Genomic DNA, 26953 nt, shown 5'->3' with positions numbered 1-26953 from the left:
GCGACGCGCCGAGGGGCGGGACACCGGGTGTCCCGCCCCTCTCGCGTCTTCTCGTCCAGGGCGTGTCCGGAAAGAGTCGTCTGCCCGAAGGGCAGGGCGAGCCAGGCGGGACTTTCCCGGCGCCCCTAGCCCTCGTCCGGCGTGGCCAGCAGGGCCTCCAGGAGCGGGCGCAGGCGGGTCGTACGGGGCGGCGCGAGGACCTCCGCGACCGCGCGGGGCAGCGCCTGGTCCACGCCGTGCACCACCGACAGATGCCGCTCGGCCCGACCGAAGGCCGTGTACACCCACGCCCGGCTCAGGCCCTGCGCCGCGTCGCCCGGCAGCACCGCCACCACGGCCGGCCAGCGCATCCCGGCCGCCTGGTGCGCGGTCAGCGCCCAGCCGTGCCGGACCTCCGCCTCCACGCGGTCCTTCGGCACGAGGACCTTCTCGCCCGAGCAGTCCAGGTACAGGCCCTCCGCGTCGGCGGAGACCACCGCACCGCACCGCGTACGGCCCGGCGCGGGGGAGTGGGCCACCCGGTCGCCCGGGTCGAAGCCGCCGAACCGGCCGGGGCCCGGGTTGAGCCGCAGCTTGAGCGCCGCGTTCAGCGCGCGGGTGCCCGCCGAGCCGCCGTGGCCCACGGTGATCACCTGCGTCTGCTCGGCGGGGACGCCGATGGCCCGCGGCACGGAGTCCGCGACCAGCTGCACCGTGCGGTGCACGGCCTCGCCCGCGTCCCGCACCGGGACGATCACCAGCTCCTTGCCCGGGGCCTCGACCTGCGTCAGCTCGCCGGCCCCGATGCCGGAGACCAGCTCGCCCAGCGGCCCCGGGTCCGGCGTGCGCGAGGCGAGCTGCGGGCAGACCTTCGCGGCCAGCACGTCGCCGAAGACGCGGCCGGCGCCGGCCCCGCCGAGCACGGCGGGATCGCCGCTCAGCAGCAGCCGGCAGCCGTCCGGCAGCGCCTCCACCAGCATCGCCGCGGTCTCCACGTCCAGCTGCGGGGCGTCCAGGACCGCGAGGAGGTCCAGGGCCAGCGCGCCGTCCTCGTCACGGGCCAGGCCCGCGGCGCCGGACAGCAGGTCGGCCACGGTGACCGCGGCCGCGTCCGGCCCCAGCCTGCGGCGGCCGTTCTCCGTGTGCACCGCGACGGCGGCGCGCAGCCCGCGCTCCCGGGCGGCGCGCACGAGCGCCACCGGCTCGGCGCGGGCGGCCTCGCCGCCGGTGTGCACGACGAGGCCGTGCGCCCCGCAGGCGCGGGCGAGCTCGGGGCCGTCCCACTCGGCTGGGTCGACCGTCCGGGCCAGCCGGGCCAGGCCGTCGGCCAGGCTCTCCTCGGCCAGCGCGTACCGGTCGAGGCCCAGCAGCACGGGCGCGGGCGGACCGGCGTCCGCCGCGGGCTCCGGGGCCTCCTCGCCCTCGACGGCCTGCTCCTCCGGCTCGTCCTCCTGGAAGACGAGGACCACGCCCTCGGCGACCGCCTGCCGCACGGCCTCGTCCGGGTCGGGCACCGACCGCTCGGCGAGCGCGGCGCGGACCGCCGACAGCTCCATGGCCGTGTGGCCCTGCAGCGCGGCCCGCTCCAGCAGCCAGGCGACGAGGGCCGCGGTACGGCGCGGGTCGCCCGGCCCCGCGGCCTGCCCCAGCAGCGCCCGGGCGAAGCCGTCCGCCGGGTCGGGCTGCACTCCGGGCACGGCCAGCAGCCGCCAGGGGTCCTCCCGCAGCGCCTGCGCCGCGCCCTCGCCGAGCAGGGCGGCGACCCTGGGCGCCAGCCCCTCCGGGGCGCCGCCCGCCGCCAGCACCTCGCGCACCGCCGCGACGGTCTCCGGAGCGGCCGTCCGCGCGGCGGGCGCCGCCTCGGGCCGCGGCGCGCGTACCGGCGGGGCCGGCTGCGGGGCGGGGCGCCGGGGCGCGGGGGCGGGGGGCTCGTAGAACGCCTCGCCCGGGGTCGCCCCGGACTCCACGGCGCGTACGGCCGCGAGCAGGTCGGCCGCCTTGCCGCTGAGCTTGGCCCCGCTCTCGATCGGCCCGGCCTTCTCGGCCTTCCGCCGCTCGATCCGGGCCCGCTCCTCCCGCTGCGCCGCCAGCTCGGCCTCCGCCTCGGACAACTGCCGCGCGGCCTCCGCCTCGCCGTCCTCCGCACCCGGGGCCGAACCGGCGTCCTCCGCGTCGGGGGCCGTGCCCGCGTCCTGCGCGTCCGGCTCCGTACCCGCGTCCTCGTCCTCGCCGCCGTCCTCCGCACCGGGCGCCGTCCCCGTGTCTTCCGCGCCGGGTGCCGTACCGGCGCCCTCAGCGTCCCGGGCCGTACCCGCGCCCTCCGCCCCCGGCGTCGTACCCGCGTCCTCGGCCCCGCCGGCCGCCGCGCCCTCCGGCGGCGTGCCGGTGTCGCCCTCCGTGGGCTCCGCCGCGTCCGCCGCCCCCTGCTGAGGCTCGGCGGCGGTCGCCTCCGGCTCCGGCGCGTCGGGGGACGGGGAAACCCGCGAGGGGTCGGGGACGGTCACAGCGTGCTCCAGTCGTGGTCCGGGTAGCGATGCACGGGCGCCGAGACGTCGTCGAGGGCCCGGCAGATCTCGTCAGGAAGACTAAGGGTCTCCACCGACAACGCCTCGATGAGCTGCCGCGCGTCGCGCGCGCCGACGATCGGGGCCGTCACGCCCGGCCGGTCCCGCACCCACGCGAGCGCGACCTGCAACGGCGTGGCCGCCAGGCCGTCCGCCGCCGTCGCGACCGCCTCCACGATCCGGCCCGCCGTCTCGTCCAGGTACGGCTCCACGAACGGGGCCATCGTCTCCGAGCCGCCCCGCGAGTCCGCCGGGGTGCCGTGCCGGTACTTGCCCGTCAGCACCCCGCGGCCGAGCGGGGAGGAGGGCAGCAGCCCTATGCCGAGGTCCCGCGCGCAGGGCAGCACCTCGCGCTCCACGCCCCGCTGCAGCAGCGAGTACTCCATCTGCGTCCCGGCCAGCCGGGTCCGCGTGCCCGCCCCGCCGAGCTGCCAGGTCGCCGCCTTGGCCAGCTGCCAGCCGCAGAAGTTCGCCACCCCCGCGTACCGCGCCCGCCCGCTGCTCACCGCCAGGTCGAGCGCCTGCAGCGACTCCTCCAGCGGGGTGTGCGGGTCGTAGGCGTGCAGCTGCCACACATCCACGTAGTCCGTGCCGAGCCGCGCCAGCGAGGCGTCGAGCGCGGCCAGCAGATGCCCCCGCGAGCCGTCGCAGCGCCGGTCCGGATCCGGGACGCTGCCCGCCTTCGTGGAGATCACCAGGTCCCGCCGCGGCACCAGACCGCCCACGAACTGCCCGAGCAGGTACTCCGCCTCGCCGCCGCCGTACACGTCCGCCGTGTCGACCAGCGTGCCGCCCGCCTCCCAGAACGCCTTCAGCTGTTCCGCGGCGTCGTGTTCGTCCGTGTCCCGGCCCCAGGTCAGGGTGCCGAGCCCGATCCGGGACACGCGCAGGCCGGTACGGCCGAGATGCCTCTGCTCCATGAGCGCGAGATTACTGGCCAGGGCACCACGCGGAGAGAGCCTGTGGACAACCGGCTCCTGACGGATCCGGTCCGCCGCGCTAGAGTCCGGCGCACAGGGACGTTACTGATCGGTAAAGAGGGTGTTGAGCATGCGACTGGGCATCAACCTCGGCTACTGGGGCGCCGGGATGGACGGCGACAACCTCGCCGTCGCGCAGGAGGCCGACCGGCTCGGCTACGACGTGTGCTGGGCCGCCGAGGCGTACGGCTCGGACGCCCCGACCGTGCTCACCTGGGTCGCCGCCCAGACCGAGCGGATCGACGTCGGCTCCGCGATCATGCAGATCCCGGCCCGCCAGCCCGCCATGACGGCGATGACCGCCGCCACCCTCGACTCCCTCTCCGGCGGCCGCTTCCGCCTCGGCCTCGGCGTCTCCGGCCCGCAGGTCTCGGAGGGCTGGTACGGCGTCAAGTTCGACAAGCCGCTGGCCCGCACCCGCGAGTACGTGGAGATCGTCCGCAAGGCGATGACCCGCGAGCGCCTCAGCTACGCCGGCGAGCACTGGACGCTCCCGCTGCCCGACGGCCCCGGCAAGCCCATCAAGCTCACCGTGCACCCGGAGCGCGAGCACATCCCGCTCTACATCGCGGCGATCGGCCCGAAGAACCTGGAGCAGACCGGCGAGATCGCCGACGGCGCCCTGCTGATCTTCCCCTCCGCCGAGCACCTTGAGGAGACCGCGATCCGGCACCTCCGGGCGGGCCGGGAGAAGGCCGGTCTGACCATGGACGGCTTCGACGTCCACCCCACCCTGCCGATCGCCCTGGGCACGGACGTCGACGCGCTGGCGGACATGTTCCGCCCGTACACCGCCCTGTACGTCGGCGGCATGGGCAGCCGCAAGCAGAACTTCTACAACCAGCTCGCCCAGCGCATGGGCTACGAGAAGGAGGCCGCCGAGATCCAGGACAAGTACCTGGCCGGCGACAAGACCGGCGCGGCCGCGGCCGTGCCCCGGAAGCTGATCGAGGAGACCGCGCTGCTCGGCGACGTGGCCGCCATCGCGGACCGGATGGCCGCCTACGCCGCCGCCGGCGTCACCACGCTGACGCTGTCCCCGGCCGGGTTCACCCTCGACGAGCGGGTGGCCGCGCTGCGCGCCGGCGTCGAGGCCCTGGAGCGCGCCGGCCTCGCGTGACCGGCGGCGCCCGGTGAGTCCGCGGCCGTGGTGGGGGCTCGGGGGTCTTCCCCGCCACGGCCGTCACGCTGCACAACGCGTCATCGCGCCGCCGGTTACGGGGCCGGACGATTCCGCCGTTCGGCGGAGCCGGCGCCTCCCCGTGTTGCCGCCTCCGGCCGCGCGCACTTGACTTCTTCACTGCGGGCGTGCGACGTGCGGACGTCCGCATGGAGGTGGCAGCAATGCTCTCGGCCCGAAGCCTGTTCCAGGAAATCGTCGACGACGACGACGCCTTCCAGCTCTTCTGCTCCATCGCCGCCAGCGGCGAGGCCCAGGGCGGCTGGGAGAACGGCCGGATCGCCGCCCTCGTGCCCGCGGCCATGCGGGACCTGGCGCCGAAGATCACCCGGCACGGCGCCGACGAGGACAAGCACGGCAGGATCTTCAACGCGCTGCTCAAGAAGCGCGGTCTGCCGCCCGTCGACGTCCCGCCCGAGACCGACTACACGATGCTCCTGGAACGGCAGGGGATCGGCCTGCCCCACGCCAAGCTCAAGCGGGACGAACCGCTGACCGAGCGCGACGTCATCGTCTACCTGTCGCACAGCCGGGTCACCGAGCAGCGCGCCGCCGACCAGATGGACATGCTGGTCAAGCACTTCGGCGACCACCCCGAGCTCGGCAAGGCGATCCGGATGATCTGCGACGACGAGGACAACCACCTCGCGTACTGCCACGAGGAGCTGCTGCGCCTGGCGTACGCCGGCCACGGCCGGCTCATCCAGCGCACCCTGCGCGAGTCCGCCCTCACCGAGATCCGGGTCTACCGCGACGTCAGTCTCGCCGTGATGGAGCACATGGGCGGGCTGCTGCGCTGGCCCAAGGCCAAGTCGCTCGCCCTGAAGGCCGGCATCCACGCCATGTACCTGTACGAGCGGGCCGGCGGCTGGCGGCGCATGGTGCAGCTGGAGATGCCCGCGCGCCGCGACGCCCTCGGCGGACCGGCCACCCCCGCCCCCGCCTTCTGAGCGGGCGCGCGCCGAAACCCGTGCAGCGCGCCCCGAAACCAGCGCTCCCCGAACCCCTGCGGCGCGTCCCGGCCCCTACAGCCAGCCGCGCCGCTTGAACAGCCGGTGCAGGCCCGTCACGGCGGCGGTCATCAGCAGGATCACCGCCGGATAGGACCACCACCAGCCCAGTTCGGGCATGTGATCGAAGTTCATGCCGTAGATCCCCGCCACCATGGTGGGGACCGCGGCCATGGCCGCCCACGCCGAGATCTTGCGCATGTCGTCGTTCTGACGCACGCCCATCTGCGCCAGATGCGCCGACAGCACGTCCGACAGCAGCCGGTCCAGGCTCTCCACCTGCTCGTTGGCCCGCAGCAGATGGTCGCCGACGTCACGGAAGAACGGCCGCGCCTCCTCGTGCACGAACGGCACCGAGGCGGCCGCCAGCCGGGACAGCGGCGAGGTCAGCGGGCCGCTGGCCCGGCGGAACTCCAGCACCTGCCGCTTCGCCGTGTAGATCCGCGCCGCGGTGCTCTTCGCGTCCCCGCCGTGCGGCGAGCCGCTCGGCGCGAACACCACCGTCTCCAGCTCCTCCAGGTCCACCTGGAGCTCGGCCGCCACCTCCATGTAGTGGTCCACGACCGCGTCGCTGATCGCGTACAGCACCGCCGTCGGCCCCTGCCGCAGCACCTCCGGCGCCGCCTCCAGCCGGCGGCGGACCTGCGCCAGCGGCGCGCTGTCGCCGTGCCGGACCGTCACCACGAACGAGTCGCCGACGAAGAGCATCAGCTCGTCCGTCGACACCCGGTCGCTCTCCGGCTCGTACACCACCGGCTTGAGGACCATGAACAGCGAGTCGTCGTACACCTCGAGCTTCGGCCGCTGATGCGCCTTCAGCGCGTCCTCGACCGCCAGCGGATGCAGCGCGAACTCCTGGGTGACATGGTCGAACTCGTGCTCCGTGGGCTCGTGCAGGCCGACCCACAGGAACGCGTCGCCCGACGCCCTCGCCTCGTCGAGGGCGTCCGAGAGGTCCCGGGGACCCTCCGTGCGGCGCCCGTTCCGGTAGATGGCACTGTCCACGATCACGCCGCGTATTCTTCCCCGCCCGTCCGCCCCCTGCACCCGCTCCGGCCCTTACCCTTCCCCCATGGCCACGCTGATCCTCGTCCGCCACGGACGCTCCACCGCCAACACCGCCGCCGTCCTCGCCGGCCGGACCCCCGGTGTCGGGCTCGACGAACGGGGCGCCGCGCAGGCCGCCGCACTGCCCGGCCGGCTGGCCGGAGTGCCGCTCGCCGCGGTGGTCAGCAGCCCCCTGCAGCGCTGCCGGGAGACCCTCGCCCCGCTCCTGGAGGCCCGCCCGGAGCTGGCGCTGCACACCGAGGAGCGCATCAACGAGTGCGACTACGGCGACTGGTCCGGCCGCAAACTCGCCGAGCTGACCGACGACCCCCTCATGCAGGTCGTCCAGGCCCACGCCTCCGCCGCCGCGTTCCCCGGCGGCGAGTCGATGCGCGGGATGCAGCAGCGGGCCGTGGAGGCGGTCCGGGACTGGAACGCCCGGATCGAGGCCGAGCACGGCGAGGACGCCGTCTACGCGATGTGCTCGCACGGCGACATCATCAAGTCCGTCGTCGCCGACGCGCTCGGCATGCACCTCGACCTCTTCCAGCGCATCCACGTCGACCCCTGCTCCGTCACCGTCATCCGCTACACCCGCCTGCGGCCCTTCCTGATCCGCCTCGGCGACACCGGCGACCTCACCGGGATCGCGCCCCGGGGCACGGGCGACGCCGGGGGCCGCGACACGGGCGCGGCGGAGGTCGGCGGCGGCGCGGGCGCACCGTGATCGCCCGGCGCAGTAGGGTGGACGGGCCGGAGGGCTGCCACCGGGACAACCCCGGGGCTGCGTAGCCCGATTGCCGCCGGCGACCACCGAGACCCAAGGGAGACAGGGACGTGGCCCGTCAGGTGTTCCTCTACGACCCACCGGAGCGCTTCGTGGCCGGCACGGTCGGGCTGCCTGGCCGCCGCACGTTCTTCCTGCAGGCCTCCGCCGGGGGCCGGGTCACCAGCGTGGCCCTGGAGAAGACGCAGGTCGCGGCCCTCGCCGAGCGCATGGACGAACTGCTCGACGAGGTCGTCCGGCGCACCGGCGGGAACGCGCCGGTGCCCGCCGTCGCCCCGCCCGACGTCTCCGACACCGCCCCGCTCGACACACCCGTCGAGGAGGAGTTCCGGGTCGGCACGATGGCCCTCGCCTGGGACGGCGAGGAGCAGCGGATGATCGTCGAGGCGCAGGCCCTCGTCGAACTCGACGTCGAGTCCGAGGAGGATCTCGCCGAGGCCGAGGAGCGGCTGCTCCAGGACGAGGAGAACGGTCCGCCGATGCTGCGGGTCCGGCTCACCGGCGCGCAGGCCCGCGCGTTCGCCAAGCGGGCTCTCGACGTCGTCAACGCCGGCCGCCCGCCGTGCCCGCTGTGCAGCCTGCCGCTCGACCCGGAAGGACACGTATGCCCGCGCCAGAACGGATACCGCCGGGGGGCGTGACGGTGCTCGACCTGCTCGCCAAGGGCGAGCTGACCGTCCGGGGCCAGGTCCGTGAGGCGTCCAACGCCGTGCTGCTGTGCACCGTCGCGTACGAGGGCGAGACCGCGGACTGCGTGTACAAGCCGGTCGCCGGCGAACGGCCGCTGTGGGACTTCCCCGACGGAACCCTCGCCCAGCGCGAGCTCGCCGCGTACGAGATCTCCGAGGCCACCGGCTGGGGCCTGGTGCCCCCGACCGTGCTGCGCGACGGCCCGTACGGCGAGGGCATGGTCCAGCTGTGGATCGAGGCGGACGCCGGGGCGGAGCTGCTCGGACTGGTCGAGCGGGACGAGCCCGACGAGGGCTGGAAGGCCGTCGGGCTCGCCCAGGTCGCCGAGGACCGCACCGCACTGCTCGTGCACGCCGACGATCCCGCGCTGCGCCGGCTCGCCGTCCTCGACGCGGTGATCAACAACGGCGACCGCAAGGGCGGCCACCTGCTGCCCGCGCCCGACGGCCGGCTGTACGGCATCGACCACGGCGTCACCTTCCACGTCGAGGACAAACTGCGCACCCTGCTGTGGGGCTGGGCCGGCGAGGCGCTGCCCGACGAGGCCGCCGGGGCGCTCGCCGCCCTCGACGCGGGGCTCGCCCCGGGTGCGTCCCTCGCCACCCGCCTGGCGGAGCTGCTCACCGCGGCCGAGATCGACGCCCTCCGGGCGCGCGTCACCCGGCTGCGCACCACCGGACGCCACCCCGAGCCCTCGGGGCAGTGGCCCGCGATCCCCTGGCCACCGGTCTGACCGGCCCGGACGGCGGAAACCCGGGCGGCTCCCCCAGGCACAGCCCCGGCGCATCCGCAAGAGTGCCTCATCGGACAAGATCCCGTATCCGGTTCGTATCCGGAACACCCGTCCGGTTACGCTCGGGGCATGCATGCCTGGCCCGCTTCTGAGGTCCCCGCCCTGCCCGGCAAGGGCCGCGACCTCCGGATCCACGACACCGCGACCGGCGGGCGAGTGACCCTCGCCCCCGGCCCTGTCGCCCGTCTCTACGTCTGCGGCATCACGCCGTACGACGCGACCCACCTGGGTCACGCGGCGACCTACAACGCGTTCGACCTCGTGCAGCGCGTGTGGCTCGACACCAAGCGGCAGGTCCACTACGTCCAGAACGTCACCGACGTCGATGACCCGCTCCTGGAGCGCGCGCTCCGCGACGACATCGACTGGGTCGTTCTCGCCGAGCGCGAGACGGCCCTCTTCCGCGAGGACATGACGGCCCTGCGGATGCTGCCCCCGCAGCACTACATCGGCGCCGTCGAGGCGATACCGGGGATCGTGCCGCTGGTGGAGCGGCTGCGCGACGCCGGCGCCGCGTACGAGCTGGACGGCGACGTCTACTTCTCCGTCGAGGCCGACCCGCACTTCGGCAAGGTCTCGAACTACGACACCGCGCTGATGCGCCACCTGTCCGCCGAGCGGGGCGGCGACCCGGACCGTCCGGGCAAGAAGAACCCGCTCGACCCGATGCTGTGGATGGCCGCCCGCGAGGGCGAGCCGAGCTGGGACGGCGGCAGCCTCGGCCCCGGCCGCCCCGGCTGGCACATCGAGTGCGTCGCCATCGCCCTCGACCACCTCGGCATGGGATTCGACGTGCAGGGCGGCGGCTCCGACCTGATCTTCCCGCACCACGAGATGGGCGCCTCCCACGCCCAGACGCTCACCGGCGAGTACCCCATGGCCAAGGCGTACGTGCACGCCGGCATGGTCGCCCTGCACGGCGAGAAGATGTCCAAGTCCAAGGGCAACCTGGTCTTCGTCTCCGCGCTGCGGCGGGCCGGCGTCGACCCGGCGGCGATCCGCCTGTCCCTGCTGGCCCACCACTACCGGGCCGACTGGGAGTGGACCGACGACGTCCTGGACGAGGCCGTCGCCCGGCTCGGCCGCTGGCGCGCCGCCGTCTCCCGGCCGGACGGTCCCTCGGCCGACGCGCTGGTCGAGGAGCTCCGTGAGGCCCTCGCCGACGACCTGGACGCCCCGGCCGCGCTTGCCGCGGTCGACCGCTGGGCCGCGCTGCAGGAGAGCGAGGGCGGCACGGACGAGTCCGCGCCCGGCCTGGTCTCCCGCGCGGTCGACGCCCTCCTCGGCGTCGCCCTCTAGGAGCCCGTCGCGGGCCGCTCCCGGACCACACAAGTCCAGGAGCGGCCCGCGGCGAGTCCATGGTCCGGCCCGCCGCGCGGGCGCTACAAGTCGCCGCTTCGCTTCGCGGCGTACCGCGCCGACGGCACCGAACTCTGGTCGGGGGCCAAGGGCCTGACGTGGAACCAGGACCGACCACGGAGACTGGGCCGCGGCCCGGTTCTCCTGCGGCTGAAAGGTCCCCATGGCAGGGTCGGTTTTCGGCCGATCCTGAGGAACGCGTATGGGAGGGGCGGCCGTGCCACCCCTCCCATACCGGTCACTCCTCGCGGTCCGGGCCGCCGCCCGTGTCCTCGCCCTGCTCCGGCTGCCCGGACTGCTCGGGCTGCTCGCCCTGCTCCGGCAGTTCCGACTGCTCCTGCTGCTCCTGCTGCTCCTGCTGCTCCGTGCCCGGCACCGCCTCCGGCCCCGGCTGCTGGGGCTTCGGCGGACGGGTGCGGTCGGCGCCGGGGTCGCGCAGGTACGAGCCGTCGCCGCCCTCCGTGGCCACGCCCGGACCCGTACCGGGCTCACGGCGGCGCAGATAGCGCTCGAACTCCCGGGCGATCGCCTCGCCGGACGCCTCCGGGAGCTCGGCGGTGTCCCGGGCCTCCTCCAGCGTCTGGACGTACTCGGCCACCTCGCTGTCCTCGGAGGCGAGTTGGTCCACGCCCAGCTGCCAGGCCCGCGCGTCCTCGGGCAGCTCGCCCAGCGGGATGCGCAGCCCGATCAGGTCCTCCAGCCGGTTCAGCAGCGCCAGGGTGGCCTTCGGGTTGGGCGGCTGGGACACGTAGTGCGGCACGGCCGCCCACAGGCTCACCGCCGGGACGCCCGCGTGCGTGCACGCCTCCTGGAGGATGCCGACGATGCCGGTCGGACCCTCGTAGCGGGTCTCCTCAAGGTCCATCGTGCGGGCCAGGTCGGGGTCGGAGGTGACGCCGCTGACCGGGACCGGACGGGTGTGCGGGGTGTCGCCGAGCAGCGCGCCGAGGATGACGACCATCTCCACGCCCAGTTCGTGCGCGAAGCCCAGCAGCTCGTTGCAGAACGAACGCCAGCGCATGGACGGCTCGATGCCGCGGACCAGCACCAGGTCGCGGGGCTTCTCGCCGCCGATCCGGACCACGGAGAGCCGGGTGGTGGGCCAGGTGATCTTCCGGACGCCGCCGTCCATCCACACCGTGGGGCGGTTGACCTGGAAGTCGTAGTAGTCCTCGGCGTCGAGCGCGGCGAAGACCTCGCCCTTCCATTCCCGGTCGAGATGCGCGACCGCGGTGGAGGCGGCGTCGCCGGCGTCGTTCCAGCCCTCGAACGCGGCCACCATGACCGGGTCGATCAGCTCGGGAACCCCCTCGAGCTCGATCACCCAGTGCCTCCTTTTCGAAGTTCTTGTCGTACGGACCAACCTTACGGCTTTCCCGAACCCGATTCGGTCGTGATCAGCTACCCAGGAAACCCCGCCCGCACACGGACGCGGAAGGGGCGGTCCCCGAAGGGACCGCCCCTGGAAGCCGCCTGGGGTTCACCCGCGCAGCATGTCCTCGACCTTCGCGCGGACCTCGTCCGTCGCCAGTCCGCGGATCGTCAGCGTGGTGCGGCGGCGCAGCACGTCGTCCGCCGTCTCGGCCCACTCGTGGTCGCGGGCGTAGGCCACCTGCGCCCAGATCTCCGGGGCGTCGGGGTGGATGCGCTCGCCGAGCTCCGGGTTCTCGTTCGCCATCCGGGCGATGTCGAAGGAGAGCGAACCGTAGTGCGTCGCCAGGTGCTTGGCGGTGTCGGCGGCCATCCGCGGACCGGGCGCCGGACCGTCCACGAGCAGCCGGTGCGCGACCGCGTTCGGGTTGGCGATGCCGGGCAGCGGCAGCCGCTTGGGCAGCGTGGCGACCGGCTCGTAGTCCTCGCCGAGCGGACGGCCGGGCAGCGACTCCAGCTTCTTCATGATCGTGCGGCCGATGTGGCGGAAAGTGGTCCACTTGCCGCCGGCCACCGACAGCATCCCGCCGCGGCCCTCGGTGACGACCGTCTCGCGCTTGGCCTTGGACGTGTCGCCGGGCCCGCCCGGCAGCACCCGCAGACCCGCGAAGGAGTACGTGATCAGATCGCGCGAGAGCTGCTGGTCGCGGATGGAGAAGGCGGCCTCGTCGAGTATCTGGGCGATGTCCTTCTCGTTGACCGCGACGTCGGCCGGGTCGCCCTCGTACTCCTCGTCGGTGGTGCCGAGGAGCAGCATGTCCTCCCAGGGGAGGGCGAAGGTGATCCGGTACTTGTCGATCGGGGTGGCCAGCGCCGCCTTCCAGGGGGAGGTGCGCTTGAGGACGAGGTGCGCACCCTTGGACAGGCGGATGGACGGGGCCGCGTTCGGGTCCTCCATCCGGCGCAGGTGGTCCACCCACGGGCCGGTGGCGTTGAGCACCAGCCGGGCCGAGACGCCGAACTCGTCGCCGGAGAGCCGGTCCCTCAGCTCCGCGCCGGTGACCCGGCCGCGGGTGAAGCGCAGTCCGGTGACCTCGGCGTGGTTGAGGACGACCGCGCCGGCGTCGACGGCGGCCCGGACGGTCATCAGGGCCATGCGCGAGTCGTTCATCTGGTCGTCGCCGTAGACGGCCACGGCCTTGAGGTTGTCCGTCCGCAGCTCCGGCACGTCCTGCGCGGCCTTGGCGGGGGAGAGCAGGTGGCCGACGCCGTCGCCGAACGCGGAGAGCGCGCTGTACGCGAAGACTCCGGCGCCCAGCTTGGCGGCGCCGTGCGGGCCGCCCTTGTAGACGGGCAGGTAGAAGGTCAGGGGGTTCGAGAGGTGCGGCGCCACCTGACGGGACACCGCACGTCGCTCGAAGTGGTTCTCCGCGACCAGCTTCACGGCGCCGGTCTGCAGGTAGCGCAGTCCGCCGTGGAGCAGCTTGGAGGAGGCGGAGGAGGTGGCGCCGGCGAAGTCGCCGGCGTCCACCAGGGCCACCCGCAGACCGGACTGCGCGGCGTGCCAGGCGGTCGAGATGCCCAGGATGCCGCCGCCGATCACCAGAAGGTCGTAGGTCGCCTTCGCAAGCTGCTCTCTGGTCTCGGCGCGGGTCGGAAGCGATCCGGCAGCCGGGTGCGTCCCGAGGGAGGGGACGCTCTGCAGGGTGGTCATTCGAATTACTCCTCGTCCTCGATCCAGCCCATGGTCCGCTCGACGGCCTTGAGCCAGTTCTTGTACTCGCGCTCACGCTGGTCGGCGTCCATGCGAGGGGTCCATTCCGCGGCCCGGCGCCAGTTGGCGCGCAGGGCGTCGGTGTCCGGCCAGAAGCCGACCGCCAGGCCGGCGGCGTAGGCCGCGCCGAGGCAGGTGGTCTCGGCGACCATGGGGCGCACGACCGGCGCGTCCAGGAAGTCCGAGAGGGTCTGCATCAGCAGGTTGTTGGAGGTCATGCCGCCGTCGACCTTCAGCGCGGTCAGCTCGACGCCGGAGTCCTTCGTCATGGCGTCGGTGATCTCGCGGGTCTGCCAGGCGGTGGCCTCCAGGACGGCGCGGGCGATGTGCGCCTTGGTGACGTACCGGGTGAGGCCGGCGATCACACCGCGGGCGTCGGAACGCCAGTACGGGGCGAACAGGCCGGAGAAGGCCGGCACGAAGTACGCGCCGCCGTTGTCCTCGACCGAGGACGCCAGGGTCTCGATCTCGGCGGCCGAGTTGATCAGACCCATCTGGTCGCGCATCCACTGCACCAGCGAACCGGTGACGGCGATCGAGCCCTCCAGGGCGTAGACCGGCTTCTGGTCGCCGATCCGGTAGCCGACCGTGGTCAGCAGGCCGCTGTAGGAGTTGATGATCTTCTCGCCGGTGTTCATCAGCATGAACGTGCCGGTGCCGTACGTGGACTTGGCCTCGCCCTCGGAGAAGCAGGTCTGGCCGAACAGGGCGGCCTGCTGGTCGCCGAGCGCGGAGGCGACCGGGACGCCGTCAAGGACGCCGCCCTTGACGGTGCCGTACACCTCGGCGGAGGAGCGGATCTCGGGCAGGACCGCGGCCGGGACCTCCATGGAGGTGAGGATCTTCTCGTCCCACTCCATGCTGTGCAGGTTCATCAGCATGGTGCGCGAGGCGTTGGTGACGTCCGTGACGTGCCTGCCGCCGTCGACGCCGCCGGTCAGGTTCCAGATGACCCAGGAGTCCATGGTGCCGAAGAGGATGTCGCCGCGCTCGGCGCGCTCGCGCAGCCCCTCGACGTTGTCGAGCAGCCAGCGGACCTTCGGGCCGGAGAAGTACGAGGCGAGCGGCAGGCCCGTCTCGCGGCGGAACCGGTCCTGGCCGACGTTGCGGCCGAGCTCCTTGCACAGGGCGTCGGTGCGGGTGTCCTGCCAGACGAGGGCGTTGTGCACCGGCTCGCCTGTGTTCTTGTCCCACAGCAGCGTGGTCTCGCGCTGGTTCGTGATGCCGATGGCCTTGACGTCGGCGGCGGTGATGCCGGCCTTGGCGATCGCTCCGGCGACCACCTCCTGGACGTTGGTCCAGATCTCGGTGGCGTCGTGCTCCACCCAGCCCGGCTTCGGGAAGATCTGCTCGTGCTCCTTCTGGTCGACGGAGACGATGCGCCCGTCGCGGTCGAAGACGATGCAGCGGGACGAGGTCGTGCCCTGGTCGATCGCCGCGATGAAGGGGCCGGCGGTGTGTGCGTCGGTCACGGGGTACTCCAAGGGAGGTCGGGAGGAAGGACGGCTCAGGCGAACGCGATGTTGTAGATACCCGCGGCGATCGCGCCACCCACCAGGGGGCCGACCACCGGGATCCAGGCGTAGCTCCAGTCAGAGCCGCCCTTGTTCGGCAGCGGGAGCAGGGCGTGCACGATGCGCGGACCGAGGTCACGGGCGGGGTTGATGGCGTAGCCGGTGGGGCCGCCGAGCGAGAGGCCGATGCCGACCACCACGAGCGCGGTGATCAGGGCGCCGAGGACGCCGAGGCCCTTGCCGCTGTCGTTGAGGCCCTGGGTGAGCACTGCGAGGACCAGCACGACCGTGCCGATGATCTCGGTGGCCAGGTTCTGCCAGACGACCCGGACCTCCGGGCCGGTGGAGAACACGCCGAGCACGGGGCCGGCGCCGCCGTTGTCGTGCGGGCCCTCCACGGCCTTCTTCTCCGGGTCGCCCACGATCTCCGGGTCGGTGAGGTGGGCCTGGAACTGGCCGTAGTAGGCGATCCAGACCAGGAAGGCGCCGACCATGGCACCGAGCAGCTGGCCGGCGAAGTAGACCGGAACGTTGCTCCAGTCGCCGTCCTTGATCGCGATGCCGACGGTGACCGCCGGGTTGAGGTGGGCGCCCGAGAGGGAGCCGGTCATGTAGACGGCCGTCAGGACCGCGAAGCCCCACCCGAAGGTGATCGCGAGCCAGCCGGCGTTCTGCGCCTTGGAGCGCTTGAGCACGACGGCGGCGACGACGCCACCGCCGAGCAGGATGAGTACGGCGGTCCCGATGACCTCGCCGATGAAGATGTCGGAGCTGGACACCCGCGACTCCTTTGTCCTTCGTCCAGGGGAAGGCGAACCCCGGGTCCCTCCGGTGGTCCGCGCCCTCAGGTGAGGGCGTCGTCGGCCCTTGGCACGGTCACACTCTAGCGGTCATTCCCGGTAGGTGTTCGACAATGCCGACCGACGAACGGAAGTTTTGCCCTGGGGTGAACAGTGCGTCAAGGGTTCCGGTAACGAAAAACCCGCCGATAACGCGATCGTTACCAGCGGGTTCGTGAGGTTCCGTTTCCGGGTGTCAGAAGCGGCCCGCCCCCAGGTCGCGGGAGACCGCCCGGGCGCAGTCGCGTACCGCCGCCACCAGTTCCGAGCGCAGCTCCCCGCCGTCGCAGACGCGTTCCACCGCGCCCGTGATGGCCACCGCGCCCACCGGCATCCGCCGCCGGTCGTGGATCGGCGCCGCCACCGAGGCCACGCCCTCCCAGGTCTCCTCCACGTCCGCGGCCCACCCCCGGGCCCGCGTCATGTCGAGCAGCGACTCGAAGTCGTCGAGCCCGGTGACCGTACGGTCGGTGAACGCCTTCAGCTCGACCTCAAGCACCTCGCTGTGGGCCACCGGGTCGTAGGCCGAGAGCACCTTGCCCAGGGCCGTGGAGTGCAGCGGCTGCATGGCCCCGACCTCCAGGACCTGGCGGCTGTCGTCGGGCCGGAAGACGTGGTGCACGATCAGCACGCCCTGCTGGTGCAGCACGCCGAGGTGGACGCTCTCCCCGCTGGACCGGGCCAGGTCGTCCGTCCACACCAGGGCCCGCGCGCGCAGCTCGTGCACGTCCAGATAGCTGTTGCCCAGGCGCAGCAGCTCCGCCCCCAGCTGGTACCGCCCGGAGGCGGCGTCCTGCTCGACGAAGCCCTCCGCCTGCAGCGTGCGCAGGATGCCGTGCGCGGTGCCCTTGGCCAGGCCCAGGGACGAGGCGATGTCGGACAGGCCGAGCCGGCGCTCGCCGCCCGCGAGCAGTCGCAGCATCGCCGCCGCCCGTTCAAGCGACTGGATGTTCTTCGCCATCGCCCGGCCCTTTCTCCTGCCTGGATCGCATGATCGCCGTCGATCACGCTGTTCGACAATGCTGAACACTATCGGTCGATGCCGACCTCGCGTCACACAAGACAGTGTCCGCCAGGAAAGAGCCGACCGGGAGTGCCCCGACACAGGATGCCGTCCGCTCAGTGGGACAGCGTGTCCACCCCGGCAGGTCCGCGGTTACGCTGACCCCGTGCGCCCTCCGCCGAGGGTGCAAAGCCGACAGCCGTCGCATCCCAGGGAGCACATCCATGGCCTCGTTGCCGACCCCTTCCGCCGACAGCCGGACCCGCGCCGCCGCCCTCCGCGAGGCCCTCGCCACCCGTGTGGTGGTGGCCGACGGAGCCATGGGCACCATGCTCCAGGCCCAGGACCCGACGCTCGAGGACTTCCAGAACCTCGAGGGCTGCAACGAGATCCTCAACGTCACGCGCCCCGACATCGTCCGTTCGGTGCACGAGGAGTACTTCGCCGCCGGCGTCGACTGCGTCGAGACCAACACCTTCGGCGCCAACTTCGCCGCCCTCGGCGAGTACGACATCTCCGAGCGGGTCCACGAGCTGTCCGAGGCCGGCGCCCGGATCGCCCGAGAGGTCGCCGACGCGTACACCGCCGACACCGGCCGCCAGCGCTGGGTGCTCGGCTCCATCGGCCCCGGCACCAAGCTGCCGACCCTCGGCCACGCCCCCTACACCACCCTGCGCGACGCCTACCAGCAGAACGCCGAGGGCCTGCTCGCCGGCGGCGCCGACGCCCTCCTGGTGGAGACCACCCAGGACCTGCTGCAGACCAAGGCGTCCGTCATCGGCGCCCGCCGCGCCCTGGAGGCGCTGGGCGCGGACGTGCCGCTGATCGTCTCCGTGACCGTCGAGACCACCGGCACCATGCTCCTCGGCTCCGAGATCGGCGCGGCGCTCACCGCCCTGGAGCCGCTCGGCATCGACATGATCGGCCTGAACTGCGCCACCGGCCCCGCCGAGATGAGCGAGCACCTGCGCTACCTCGCCCGGCACTCCCGCATCCCGCTCTCCTGCATGCCCAACGCCGGCCTGCCGGTCCTGGGCAAGGACGGCGCGCACTACCCGCTCACCCCCGCCGAGCTGGCCGACGCCCAGGAGGGCTTCGTCCGCGACTACGGACTCTCCCTGATCGGCGGCTGCTGCGGCACCACGCCCGAGCACCTGCGCCAGGTCGTGGAGCGGGTCCAGGGCCTCACCCCCGCCGTCCGCGAGCCGCAGCCCGAGCCGGGCGCCGCCTCGCTGTACCAGACCGTCCCGTTCCGCCAGGACACCTCGTACCTGGCGATCGGCGAGCGCACCAACGCCAACGGCTCCAAGAAGTTCCGCGAGGCCATGCTGGAGGGCCGCTGGGACGACTGCGTCGAGATGGCCCGCGACCAGATCCGCGAGGGCGCGCACATGCTCGACCTCTGCGTCGACTACGTGGGCCGCGACGGCGTCGCCGACATGGAGGAGCTGGCCGGCCGCTTCGCCACGGCCTCCACGCTGCCGATCGTGCTGGACTCCACCGAGGTCGAGGTCATCCGGGCCGGCCTGGAGAAGCTCGGCGGGCGGGCCGTCATCAACTCCGTCAACTACGAGGACGGCGACGGCCCCGAGTCGCGCTTCGCGAAGGTCACCCGGCTCGCCCAGGAGCACGGCGCCGCGCTGATCGCGCTCACCATCGACGAGGAGGGCCAGGCCCGCACCGTCGAGCACAAGGTCGCCGTCGCCGAGCGGATCATCGCCGACCTCACCGGCAACTGGGGCATCCACGAGTCGGACATCCTCATCGACACGCTGACCTTCACCATCTGCACCGGTCAGGAGGAGTCGCGCAAGGACGGCGTGCACACCATCGAGGCGATCCGCGAGCTCAAGCGCCGCCACCCGGACGTGCAGACCACCCTCGGCCTGTCCAACATCTCCTTCGGCCTCAACCCGGCCGCGCGCATCCTGCTCAACTCCGTCTTCCTCGACGAGTGCGTCAAGGCGGGCCTCGACTCGGCGATCGTGCACGCCTCCAAGATCCTGCCGATCGCGCGTTTCGAGGACGAGCAGGTGCAGACGGCGCTGGACCTGATCTACGACCGCCGCACCGAGGACTACGACCCGCTGCAGAAGCTGATGGCGCTGTTCGAGGGCGCCACCGCCAAGTCCCTCAAGGCCGGCAAGGCCGAGGAACTGCTGGCCCTGCCGCTGGAGGAGCGGCTCAAGCGGCGCATCATCGACGGCGAGAAGAACGGCCTGGAGGCCGACCTCGACGAGGCGCTTCAGGACACCCCGGCCCTCGACATCGTCAACAACACCCTGCTCGACGGCATGAAGGTCGTCGGCGAGCTCTTCGGCTCCGGCCAGATGCAGCTGCCGTTCGTGCTCCAGTCCGCCGAGGTCATGAAGACCGCGGTGGCCTACCTGGAGCCGCACATGGAGAAGTCCGACGCGGAGGGCAAGGGCACCATCGTGCTCGCCACCGTCCGCGGCGACGTCCACGACATCGGCAAGAACCTCGTCGACATCATCCTGTCCAACAACGGCTACAACGTCGTCAACCTGGGCATCAAGCAGCCCGTCTCCGCGATCCTCGACGCCGCCGAGGAGCACCGGGCCGACGTCATCGGCATGTCCGGCCTCCTCGTGAAGTCCACCGTGATCATGAAGGAGAACCTGGAGGAGCTGAACCAGCGCGAGCTGGCCGCCAAGTACCCGGTGATCCTCGGCGGCGCGGCCCTCACCCGCGCCTACGTCGAGCAGGACCTCCACGAGATCTACCAGGGCGAGGTCCGCTACGCCCGCGACGCCTTCGAGGGCCTGCGCCTGATGGACGCGCTGATCGCGGTCAAGCGCGGCGTGCCCGGGGCCGCGCTGCCGGAGCTGAAGCAGCGCCGGGTCGCCAAGCGGGACACCGCCCTGGAGATCACCGAGCCGGAGCCCGCCGGCCGCTCGGACGTGGCGACCGACAACCCGGTGCCCACCCCGCCGTTCTGGGGCACCCGCGTGGTCAAGGGCATCCCGCTCAAGGACTACGCGAGCTGGCTCGACGAGGGCGCCCTCTTCAAGGGCCAGTGGGGCCTGAAGCAGAACCGCGCCGGCGACGGGCCGACGTACGAGGAGCTGGTGGAGACCGAGGGCCGGCCGCGGCTGCGCGGCTGGCTGCACCGGCTGCACACCGACAACCTCCTGGAGGCGGCCGTCGTCCACGGCTACTTCCCGTGCGTCTCCAAGGGCGACGACCTGATCATCCTGGACGAGGAGGGCAACGAGCGGACCCGCTTCACCTTCCCGCGCCAGCGCCGCGGCCGCCGGCTCTGCCTCGCCGACTTCTTCCGCCCGGAGGAGTCCGGCGAGACCGACGTGGTCGGCCTCCAGGTCGTCACCGTCGGCTCGCGGATCGGCGAGGCCACGGCCGAGCTGTTCGCCGCCGACTCCTACCGTGACTACCTGGAGCTGCACGGCCTGTCCGTGCAGCTGGCCGAGGCCCTCGCCGAGTACTGGCACGCCCGGGTCCGCGCCGAGCTGGGCTTCGGCGGCGAGGACCCGGCGAACGTCGAGGACATGTTCGACCTCAAGTACCGCGGCGCGCGCTTCTCGCTCGGCTACGGGGCCTGCCCCGACCTGGAGGACCGGGCGAAGATCGCCGAGCTGCTGAGGCCGGAGCGGATCGGCGTCCACCTCTCCGAGGAGTTCCAGCTGCACCCGGAGCAGTCCACGGACGCCATCGTGATCCACCATCCGGAGGCGAAGTACTTCAACGCACGGTGACGGTGCGGAGGTATATCCGTGCGTCTCGTGTGATTCCGCCGTACACTGGTCGGTCCAGTGCAGGCCGGTCGCCCTCTCCCGTGGCGGGGGAGGGTGGCCGGCCTCTTCGTCCCTTCGTGGAGGTGTGCCGGATGACCAGTACGGTCCCCGCGTCCCTGTTCCGTGCCGACGGCAGCGCCGCCCTGCAGGCGGTCTTCCTCGACATGGACGGCACCCTCGTGGACACCGAGGGCTTCTGGTGGGACGCGGAGGTCGAGGCGTTCGCCGCGCTCGGCCACCGGCTGGACGAGTCCTGGCGCGACATCGTGGTCGGCGGCCCGATGAGCCGCAGCGCCGGGTACCTCATCGAGGCCACCGGCGCCGACATCACCCTCGCCGAGCTGACGGTGCTGCTCAACGAGAAGTTCGAGCAGCGCATCGACCGGGGCGTGCCCCTGATGCCCGGGGCCGAGCGGCTGCTCGCCGAGCTGGCCCGGCACGACATCCCGACCGCGCTGGTCTCCGCCTCGCACCGGCGGATCATCGACCGGGTGCTCGCCTCGGTGGGCCGCGACCGGTTCGCGTACTCCATCGCCGGCGACGAGGTGACCCGGACCAAGCCGCACCCCGAGCCGTACCTCACGGCCGCCCTGCGGGCCGGGGCCGACCCGGCGCTGTGCGCGGTCATCGAGGACACCGCGACCGGGGTGGCCTCCGCCGAGGCGGCCGGCTGCCGGGTCGTCGCGGTGCCGTCCGTGGCGCCGATCGCGCCGGCCGGCGGGCGGGTCGTGGTGCGCTCGCTCGAAGAGGTCGACGTACCGTTTCTGCGGACGCTGATCGCGAGCCCCTGAGCCACCTCGGCGAGGCCCTTCGCGCGAACGCGCGGATGGGAACAGAGGGCTGCGGACCGTGCGTCCTGCGTGACCGGCCACCGCCGCTTCCCGGCCACCTCTCCCGCGGTCGCCCGAGTGACCTTGGTCACCCAGCGTACCCGGGGGTAGGTGGCCTTTCTGTGCCGCATGCCCGGAACATGCGCTTGCTGCGTCCCCATGTGTCCGCATTCATGGATCATTGAGCGGATCGTTCCCGCGCATGATTATCGATCATCGCGCATCTGTGATCACTCAGCGGTGACCGGAAGCCCGCCACCCCGTCAGGGGACCGCCCTTGCGCGCACTAATCTTTCGGTCGTACTTCGCCGCAACACCGTGTGCGCCGGCGCAAACCCCCGCTGCCCGCGCCCACAGGAACGATCGCTGTATCCGGCCCGATCGCTCCGCCCCGACCGGGCGGCAGCGGCGGAGTGTTCCGTGCCCGCTGCATCCAGAGCCGGATGAGGAGAACGTTTCCGTGAACCGCAAGACCCTTGTGCTGCCGGCCGTGGCCGGAGTGCTCGCCCCTTTGCTCGCCGGCTGCGGTACCACCGTCGGCGTGGGCGGGGGCGACGAGCAGCACATCGTCGTCGGCACCACGGACCAGATCGCCGCCACCGAGGACGCCCCCGCGCCCCTCGACCCGGCGTACGCGTACGACACCGGTGCCTGGAACGTCCTGCGCCAGACCCTCCAGACGCTCATGCACGTCCCGCGGGGCGGCGGCCGCCCGGTCGGCGACGCGGCCTCCGGCTGCGGCTTCACCGACAAGGAGAGCCAGAGCTTCCGCTGCACCCTGCGCGACGGGCTCACCTTCGCCGACGGCTCGCCGCTCACCTCGGAGGACGTGAAGTTCTCCATCGAGCGGGTCCTCGCCATCAAGTCCGACAACGGCCCCTCGGCGCTGCTCTCCAACATCGACAAGATCGAGCCGCAGGGCGAGCAGGCGATCGTCTTCCACCTGAAGACCCCCGACGCCACCTTCCCGTACAAGCTCTCCACCCCGGTCGCCGGCATCGTCAGCAAGAACGCGTACGAGGGCAGGAAGCTCCGCGAGGGCTTCGAGGTCGACGGCTCCGGCCCCTACACCCTCCAGGTCGAGCGCGACGGCGACCAGCTCGTCAAGGCCGTCTTCAGCAAGAACCCGCGCTACAAGGGCGACGTCAAGCTCCGCAACGACAAGATCGAGCTGCGTTCCTTCGCGACGGCCGAGGCCATGAGCGAGGCGCTGGAGGCCGACCGGATCGACATGGCCACCCGCGCCCTGGAGCCCGAGCAGATCAAGAAGCTCGCGGACGAGCCGAAGCCGGGCATCGAGCTCATCGAGGTCCCCGGTCTCGAGATCCGCTACCTCGCCTTCGACACCACCGACCCGTCCGTCCGCAACAAGGCCGTCCGGCAGGCCATCGCCGCCGTCGTCGACCGCGGCCGGATCGCCGGCGAGGTCTACGGCTCCACCGCGCAGCCCCTCTACTCGCTGATCCCGTCGAGCATCCCCGCGCACACCAACTCGTTCTTCGACAAGTACGGCGAGCCGAACAAGGCCAAGGCCGCCGAGCTGCTGCGCGACGCCGGCATCAGCACCCCGGTGAAGCTGTCCCTGCACTACACCACCGACCGCTACGGCGACAGCACCGCCAAGGAGTTCGCGGCCCTGCGCGGCCAGCTCAACGCCACCGGGCTGTTCGACGTCACCGTCAAGGGCACGAAGTGGTCGGAGTTCCGTCCCGCGCAGAAGCGCGGCGACTACCCCGTCTACGGGCTGGGCTGGTTCCCCGACTTCCCCGACCCGGACAACTACGTCGCCCCGTTCCTCGACACGGACAACTTCCTCAACACCCCCTACGTCAGCAAGGTCGTCCGCGAGCAGCTGATCCCGCAGTCGCGCCGCGAGGCCGACCGCAACGCCGCGGCTCCCGCGTTCGAGCAGATGCAGGAGATCGTCGCCGGCGACGTGCCCGTCCTCCCGCTGTGGCAGGGCAAGCAGTACGTCGCCGCCCGCGACGACCTCACCGGCGTCGACTGGGCCCTGAGCTCCTCCTCCGACCTGCAGCTCTGGGAGCTCGGTCGCGGCACCGCCTGACCCCCTGCGTTACCCGGCCGCGCGACCCGCGCGCGGCCGGCCGGCAAGAGATCACGAGGCAAGGTTCTGTGAAGGCACACAACAAGTGGCTGACCGCCCCGCTGGCGGCCGGCCTGGCCACCGCACTGCTCAGCGGCTGTGGCACGGAGACGGGCGGCGGCGCGGGCGGCGCGGACAACGCCGTCCGCGTCGGCATGTCGGACGAGGTTCTGGCCACCGACCCCGCCGCGGGCTACGACCCGGGCTCCTGGCTTCTGTTCAACAACGTCTTCCAGTCCCTGCTCGCCTTCCCCAAGGGCGGCACGGAGCCCGAGCCGGAGGCCGCCGACACGTGCGCCTTCGAGGGCGGCAGCAAGGTCTACCGCTGCACCCTGCGCGAGGGCCTCAAGTTCAGCAACGGCCACCCGCTCACCTCCAAGGACGTCAAGTTCTCCTTCGAGCGGGCGCTGAAGATCGACGACCCGTCCGGCCCCGGCCCGCTGCTGTCGACCATCGACACCATCGAGACCCCCGACGACCGGACCGTCGTCTTCCGCCTCAAGGTCCCGGACGCCACCTTCCCCAGCAAGATCGCCTCCGGCGCCGGCTCGATCGTGGACCACCGCGAGTACCCGGCCGACGCGCTGCGCACCGACGGCAAGGCCGTCGGCTCCGGCCCGTACAAGCTGGACAGGATCAGCGAGACCGAGGCCGTCTTCTCCGTCAACCCGGAGTACAAGGGCGGTGCCGAGCACCAGAACCAGGGCGTCACCCTCAAGCTGTTCGGCGGCGACCGCAAGGCCCTGTCCGAGGCGCTCACCAAGGGCGAGATCGACGTCGCCTACCGAGGTCTCGCCGCCGGGGACATCGCCGCCCTGGAGACCGCCGCGACCAGCGCCAACCAGGGCGTCGAGGTCGTCGAGGGCAGCAGCGCCGAGGTCCAGCACCTGGTGTTCAACCTCAAGCACCCGGTCGCCGGCAAGCTGGGCGTCCGCAAGGCCATCGCCCACCTGGTCGACCGCGAGGCGCTCGTCGAGGACGTCTACAAGTCGACCGCCACGCCGCTGTACTCGATCGTCCCGGCCGGCATCGCCGGTCACAACACCGCCTTCTTCGACAACTACGGCGGCCGCCCCGACGTCGCGAAGGCCAAGGCCGCGCTCCGCTCCTCCGGCGTCAAGGACAAGGTGAAGCTCACCCTCTGGTCCACGCCCAGCCGTTACGGCCCGGCCACCGACCAGGAGCTGGAGGCCATCGCCAAGCAGCTCAACGACAGCGGCCTGTTCGAGGCCGACGTGAAGTCGGTCGAGTTCGAGCAGTACGAGAAGGACATCGAGGCCGGCAAGTACGGCGTCTACGTGAAGGGCTGGGTGCCGGACTACCCGGACCCCGACAACTTCACGGGCCCGTTCTTCGGCGAGGGCAACGTCCTCGGGAACAACTACGAGAACAAGCGGATCACCGGCACGATCATCCCGAAGACCGCCTCCGCCGCCGACCGCTCCACCACCGGCGCCGACTTCGGCGAGCTGCAGGACCTCGTCGCCGAGGACCTGCCGATCCTGCCGCTGTGGCAGGGCAAGCAGTACGCGGTGGCCGCCGAGAACATCACCGGCCTGGAGTGGACCCTCGACGCCTCCACCGTCTTCCGCTTCTGGGAGCTCAAGAAGTCCTGACCCGGGGCCGGAACGCGAACGGGCCCGGCGCGCCGTCGATGCGCGCCGGGCCCGTCCGGCTTCTGCTTCCTCTGGTCCTTGCGGTTCCGCTTCCGCTTCCGCCCGGGTTCCGTTTCCGCCGGGCTACTGGGCGCCCGGCCGCACCAGACCGCTCTCGTACGCGTACACCGCCGCCTGCACCCGGTCCCGCAGCCCCAGCTTCGTCAGCACATGGCCCACATGCGTCTTCACGGTCGTCTCGCTGACGAACAGATCCGCCGCGATCTCCGCGTTCGACAAGCCCCGCGCCACCAGCTTCAGCACCTCGACCTCACGCTCCGTCAGCGTGCCCAGCGTGTCCGGGACCTGCTCCTCGCCGGAGGGCAGGTGCCCCGCGTACTTGTCGAGCAGCCGCCGGGTGATGCTCGGCGCCAGCATCGCCTCGCCCGCCGCGACCACCCGGATCGCCTGCACCAGCTCGTTCGCCGGCGCGTCCTTCAGCAGGAAGCCGCTGGCCCCGGCGCGCAGCGCCTCCACCACGTACTCGTCCAGGTCGAAGGTGGTCAGCACCAGCACCTTCGCCGGGCCGTCCCGGCCCGGGCCGGTGATCTGACGGGTCGCCTCCACGCCGTCCATCCGAGGCATCCGGATGTCCATCAGCACCACGTCCGGCTGCAGCGCCCGGACCTGGTCCAGCGCCTGCAGACCGTCCCCGGCCTCGCCGACGACCGCGAGATCCTGCTCCGCCTCCAGAATCATCCGGAAACCGGTGCGCAGCAGCGGCTGGTCGTCGACCAGAAGGACGCGGATGGCCACGAGAACTCCTTTACGGGGCAGGCTGAACCGGCTCCATTCTGCCCTGCGCGTCCGGCCCCGCCTCCGGCGGGCGCGCGGACACCAGCTCCAGCGGATACACCGGGGGAGTGCCCCCGAACTCGGGGCAGTGCGCCCGGTGGTCGCACCACCCGCACAGCTTCGTCGGCCGCGGCCGCCACTCACCCGTACGAGTGGCCAGCGAGATCGCCTCCCACAGCGCGTGGAGCTTCCGCTCCACTCGCAGCAGATCCGCCTCGACCGGGTCGTACGTCAGCACCTCGCCGCTGCCCAGGTACACCAGCTGCAGCCGCCGCGGCACCACCTGCTTCAGCCGCCACACCACCAGCGCGTAGAACTTCATCTGGAACAGCGCTTCCTCGCTGTACTCCGGCCGCGGCGCCTTGCCCGTCTTGTAGTCGACGATCCGCACCTCGCCCGTCGGCGCCACGTCCACCCGGTCGATCACCCCGCGCAGCCGCAGCCCGGAGTCCAGCTCCGTCTCCACGAACAGCTCGCGCTCCACCGGCTCCAGGCGCGTCGGGTCCTCCAGCGTGAACCAGCGCTCCACCAGCCGCTCCGCCTCGCCCAGCCAGCGCGCGAGCCGCTCCCCGTCCGCGTCCCCGTCGAACAGCTCGGCCAGCTCCGGGCGCGAGGTCAGCAGCCGGTCCCACTGCCCCGGGATGAGCGCCTTCGCCCGCGGGGCGGTCCGCTCCGCCGCCGGCGCGTCGAAGAGCCGCTCCAGCACCGCGTGCACCAGCGTGCCCCGGGTCGCCGCCTCGCTGGGCTTCTCCGGCAGCCGGTCGATCACCCGGAACCGGTACAGCAGGGGGCACTGCATGAAATCGCTCGCGCGGGACGGCGACAACGACGAAGGGGTGCGGGGCTCCGCCGCCGGCTGCTCGCTGGTACTCATGCCCCAGACCCTACGGCCCGCCACTGACATCC

The 26953-nt window shown here is 72.4% G+C and carries 20 protein-coding genes; 10 read left to right on the top strand and 10 right to left on the bottom strand.

Going from position 1 to position 26953, the window contains the following annotated elements:
- Window positions 1-125: 125 nt before the first annotated feature.
- Window positions 126-2483, bottom strand: coding sequence for a helix-hairpin-helix domain-containing protein (locus ACNJ93_RS05245; RefSeq protein WP_418956145.1), 2358 nt, complete (start codon window positions 2481-2483; stop codon window positions 126-128).
- On the bottom strand, window positions 2480-3463 hold the full coding sequence (locus tag ACNJ93_RS05240; RefSeq protein WP_418956144.1) for an aldo/keto reductase: 984 nt from the start codon (window positions 3461-3463) through the stop codon (window positions 2480-2482). Before ACNJ93_RS05240 ends, ACNJ93_RS05245 begins: the two co-directional genes overlap by 4 nt.
- A gap of 130 nt (window positions 3464-3593) precedes the next feature.
- Between ACNJ93_RS05240 and ACNJ93_RS05235 the strand changes: the two genes are divergently transcribed.
- Window positions 3594-4643 carry an LLM class F420-dependent oxidoreductase gene (locus ACNJ93_RS05235; RefSeq protein WP_418956143.1) on the top strand — a complete coding sequence of 350 codons (1050 nt, stop codon included), beginning with the start codon at window positions 3594-3596 and terminating at the stop codon, window positions 4641-4643.
- Window positions 4644-4867: 224 nt separating this feature from the next.
- A complete protein-coding gene (locus ACNJ93_RS05230; RefSeq protein WP_418961314.1) occupies window positions 4868-5653 on the top strand; it encodes a ferritin-like domain-containing protein in 786 nt (261 codons plus the stop codon).
- A gap of 75 nt (window positions 5654-5728) precedes the next feature.
- On the opposite strand, the gene corA is transcribed toward ACNJ93_RS05230, so the two are convergent.
- The gene (corA, locus tag ACNJ93_RS05225; RefSeq protein WP_418961313.1) at window positions 5729-6733 is read right to left on the bottom strand and encodes a magnesium/cobalt transporter CorA; all 1005 of its coding nucleotides are present in this window, start codon (window positions 6731-6733) and stop codon (window positions 5729-5731) included.
- A 52-nt stretch (window positions 6734-6785) separates the two neighbouring features.
- Here corA and ACNJ93_RS05220 point away from each other — a divergent pair, with 52 nt between their 5' ends.
- The 4 genes from ACNJ93_RS05220 (at window position 6786) to mshC (ending at window position 10329) form a co-directional block, all read left to right on the top strand.
- Window positions 6786-7487: a histidine phosphatase family protein gene (locus ACNJ93_RS05220; RefSeq protein ID WP_418956142.1), complete on the top strand. Its 702-nt coding sequence runs from the start codon at window positions 6786-6788 to the stop codon at window positions 7485-7487.
- Window positions 7488-7597: 110 nt separating this feature from the next.
- A complete protein-coding gene (locus ACNJ93_RS05215) occupies window positions 7598-8188 on the top strand; it encodes a DUF3090 domain-containing protein (RefSeq protein ID WP_418956141.1) in 591 nt (196 codons plus the stop codon).
- Window positions 8152-8970 (top strand): SCO1664 family protein, encoded by an 819-nt coding sequence (locus ACNJ93_RS05210; RefSeq protein ID WP_418956140.1) that lies wholly within the window; start codon window positions 8152-8154, stop codon window positions 8968-8970. Before ACNJ93_RS05215 ends, ACNJ93_RS05210 begins: the two co-directional genes overlap by 37 nt.
- Before the next feature lie 129 nt (window positions 8971-9099).
- Window positions 9100-10329: a cysteine--1-D-myo-inosityl 2-amino-2-deoxy-alpha-D-glucopyranoside ligase gene (gene mshC, locus ACNJ93_RS05205; protein WP_418956139.1), complete on the top strand. Its 1230-nt coding sequence runs from the start codon at window positions 9100-9102 to the stop codon at window positions 10327-10329.
- A gap of 298 nt (window positions 10330-10627) precedes the next feature.
- On the opposite strand, the gene ACNJ93_RS05200 is transcribed toward mshC, so the two are convergent.
- The 5 genes from ACNJ93_RS05200 to ACNJ93_RS05180 all read right to left on the bottom strand — a co-directional run bounded on the left by ACNJ93_RS05200 (window position 10628) and on the right by ACNJ93_RS05180 (window position 16848).
- Window positions 10628-11713 (bottom strand): PAC2 family protein, encoded by a 1086-nt coding sequence (locus ACNJ93_RS05200; RefSeq protein WP_418956138.1) that lies wholly within the window; start codon window positions 11711-11713, stop codon window positions 10628-10630.
- A gap of 156 nt (window positions 11714-11869) precedes the next feature.
- Window positions 11870-13474 carry an FAD-dependent oxidoreductase gene (locus tag ACNJ93_RS05195; protein ID WP_418956137.1) on the bottom strand — a complete coding sequence of 535 codons (1605 nt, stop codon included), beginning with the start codon at window positions 13472-13474 and terminating at the stop codon, window positions 11870-11872.
- A gap of 5 nt (window positions 13475-13479) precedes the next feature.
- A complete protein-coding gene (gene glpK / locus ACNJ93_RS05190) occupies window positions 13480-15006 on the bottom strand; it encodes a glycerol kinase GlpK (RefSeq protein ID WP_418956136.1) in 1527 nt (508 codons plus the stop codon).
- 35 nt (window positions 15007-15041) lie between these two features.
- A complete protein-coding gene (locus ACNJ93_RS05185; protein WP_418956135.1) occupies window positions 15042-15827 on the bottom strand; it encodes an MIP/aquaporin family protein in 786 nt (261 codons plus the stop codon).
- Window positions 15828-16083: 256 nt separating this feature from the next.
- The gene (locus tag ACNJ93_RS05180) at window positions 16084-16848 is read right to left on the bottom strand and encodes an IclR family transcriptional regulator (protein WP_418956134.1); all 765 of its coding nucleotides are present in this window, start codon (window positions 16846-16848) and stop codon (window positions 16084-16086) included.
- 266 nt (window positions 16849-17114) lie between these two features.
- On the opposite strand from ACNJ93_RS05180, the gene metH reads away from it, so the two are divergent.
- The 4 genes from metH (at window position 17115) to ACNJ93_RS05160 (ending at window position 25213) form a co-directional block, all read left to right on the top strand.
- Entirely contained in the window at window positions 17115-20624 is a 3510-nt protein-coding gene (gene metH, locus ACNJ93_RS05175) for a methionine synthase (RefSeq protein ID WP_418956133.1), read from the top strand.
- A 131-nt stretch (window positions 20625-20755) separates the two neighbouring features.
- Window positions 20756-21454, top strand: coding sequence for an HAD family hydrolase (locus tag ACNJ93_RS05170; RefSeq protein ID WP_418956132.1), 699 nt, complete (start codon window positions 20756-20758; stop codon window positions 21452-21454).
- 499 nt (window positions 21455-21953) lie between these two features.
- Window positions 21954-23558 (top strand): ABC transporter substrate-binding protein, encoded by a 1605-nt coding sequence (locus tag ACNJ93_RS05165; protein WP_418956131.1) that lies wholly within the window; start codon window positions 21954-21956, stop codon window positions 23556-23558.
- 68 nt (window positions 23559-23626) lie between these two features.
- On the top strand, window positions 23627-25213 hold the full coding sequence (locus tag ACNJ93_RS05160; RefSeq protein WP_418956130.1) for an ABC transporter substrate-binding protein: 1587 nt from the start codon (window positions 23627-23629) through the stop codon (window positions 25211-25213).
- 123 nt (window positions 25214-25336) lie between these two features.
- Here ACNJ93_RS05160 and ACNJ93_RS05155 read toward each other — a convergent pair whose 3' ends face one another.
- Together ACNJ93_RS05155 and ACNJ93_RS05150 are read right to left on the bottom strand one after the other, a co-directional pair.
- Window positions 25337-26008, bottom strand: a complete 672-nt coding sequence (locus ACNJ93_RS05155; protein ID WP_418956129.1) for a response regulator — start codon at window positions 26006-26008, stop codon at window positions 25337-25339.
- 10 nt (window positions 26009-26018) lie between these two features.
- Window positions 26019-26921 carry a RecB family exonuclease gene (locus ACNJ93_RS05150; protein ID WP_418956128.1) on the bottom strand — a complete coding sequence of 301 codons (903 nt, stop codon included), beginning with the start codon at window positions 26919-26921 and terminating at the stop codon, window positions 26019-26021.
- Window positions 26922-26953: the final 32 nt, after the last annotated feature.

The organism is Streptomyces tritici, assembly GCF_048500665.1.
Taxonomy (GTDB): domain Bacteria; phylum Actinomycetota; class Actinomycetes; order Streptomycetales; family Streptomycetaceae; genus Streptomyces; species Streptomyces tritici.
The sequence above is the reverse complement of the archived record's forward strand: the minus strand, read 5'-3'. Positions and strand labels throughout refer to the sequence as shown.

Excerpts from the sequence above, each read along its gene's own strand:
- ACNJ93_RS05150 (WP_418956128.1), bottom strand. The coding sequence starts at position 26,921 with ATGAGTACCAGCGAGCAGCCGGCGGCGGAGCCCCGCACCCCTTCGTCG.
- ACNJ93_RS05230 (WP_418961314.1), top strand. The coding sequence starts at position 4,868 with ATGCTCTCGGCCCGAAGCCTGTTCCAGGAAATCGTCGACGACGACGAC.
- ACNJ93_RS05180 (WP_418956134.1), bottom strand. The coding sequence starts at position 16,848 with ATGGCGAAGAACATCCAGTCGCTTGAACGGGCGGCGGCGATGCTGCGA.
- ACNJ93_RS05220 (WP_418956142.1), top strand. The coding sequence starts at position 6,786 with ATGGCCACGCTGATCCTCGTCCGCCACGGACGCTCCACCGCCAACACC.
- ACNJ93_RS05170 (WP_418956132.1), top strand. The coding sequence starts at position 20,756 with ATGACCAGTACGGTCCCCGCGTCCCTGTTCCGTGCCGACGGCAGCGCC.
- ACNJ93_RS05195 (WP_418956137.1), bottom strand. The coding sequence starts at position 13,474 with ATGACCACCCTGCAGAGCGTCCCCTCCCTCGGGACGCACCCGGCTGCC.
- metH (WP_418956133.1), top strand. The coding sequence starts at position 17,115 with ATGGCCTCGTTGCCGACCCCTTCCGCCGACAGCCGGACCCGCGCCGCC.
- mshC (WP_418956139.1), top strand. The coding sequence starts at position 9,100 with ATGCATGCCTGGCCCGCTTCTGAGGTCCCCGCCCTGCCCGGCAAGGGC.
- ACNJ93_RS05240 (WP_418956144.1), bottom strand. The coding sequence starts at position 3,463 with ATGGAGCAGAGGCATCTCGGCCGTACCGGCCTGCGCGTGTCCCGGATC.
- ACNJ93_RS05210 (WP_418956140.1), top strand. The coding sequence starts at position 8,152 with ATGCCCGCGCCAGAACGGATACCGCCGGGGGGCGTGACGGTGCTCGAC.
- ACNJ93_RS05235 (WP_418956143.1), top strand. The coding sequence starts at position 3,594 with ATGCGACTGGGCATCAACCTCGGCTACTGGGGCGCCGGGATGGACGGC.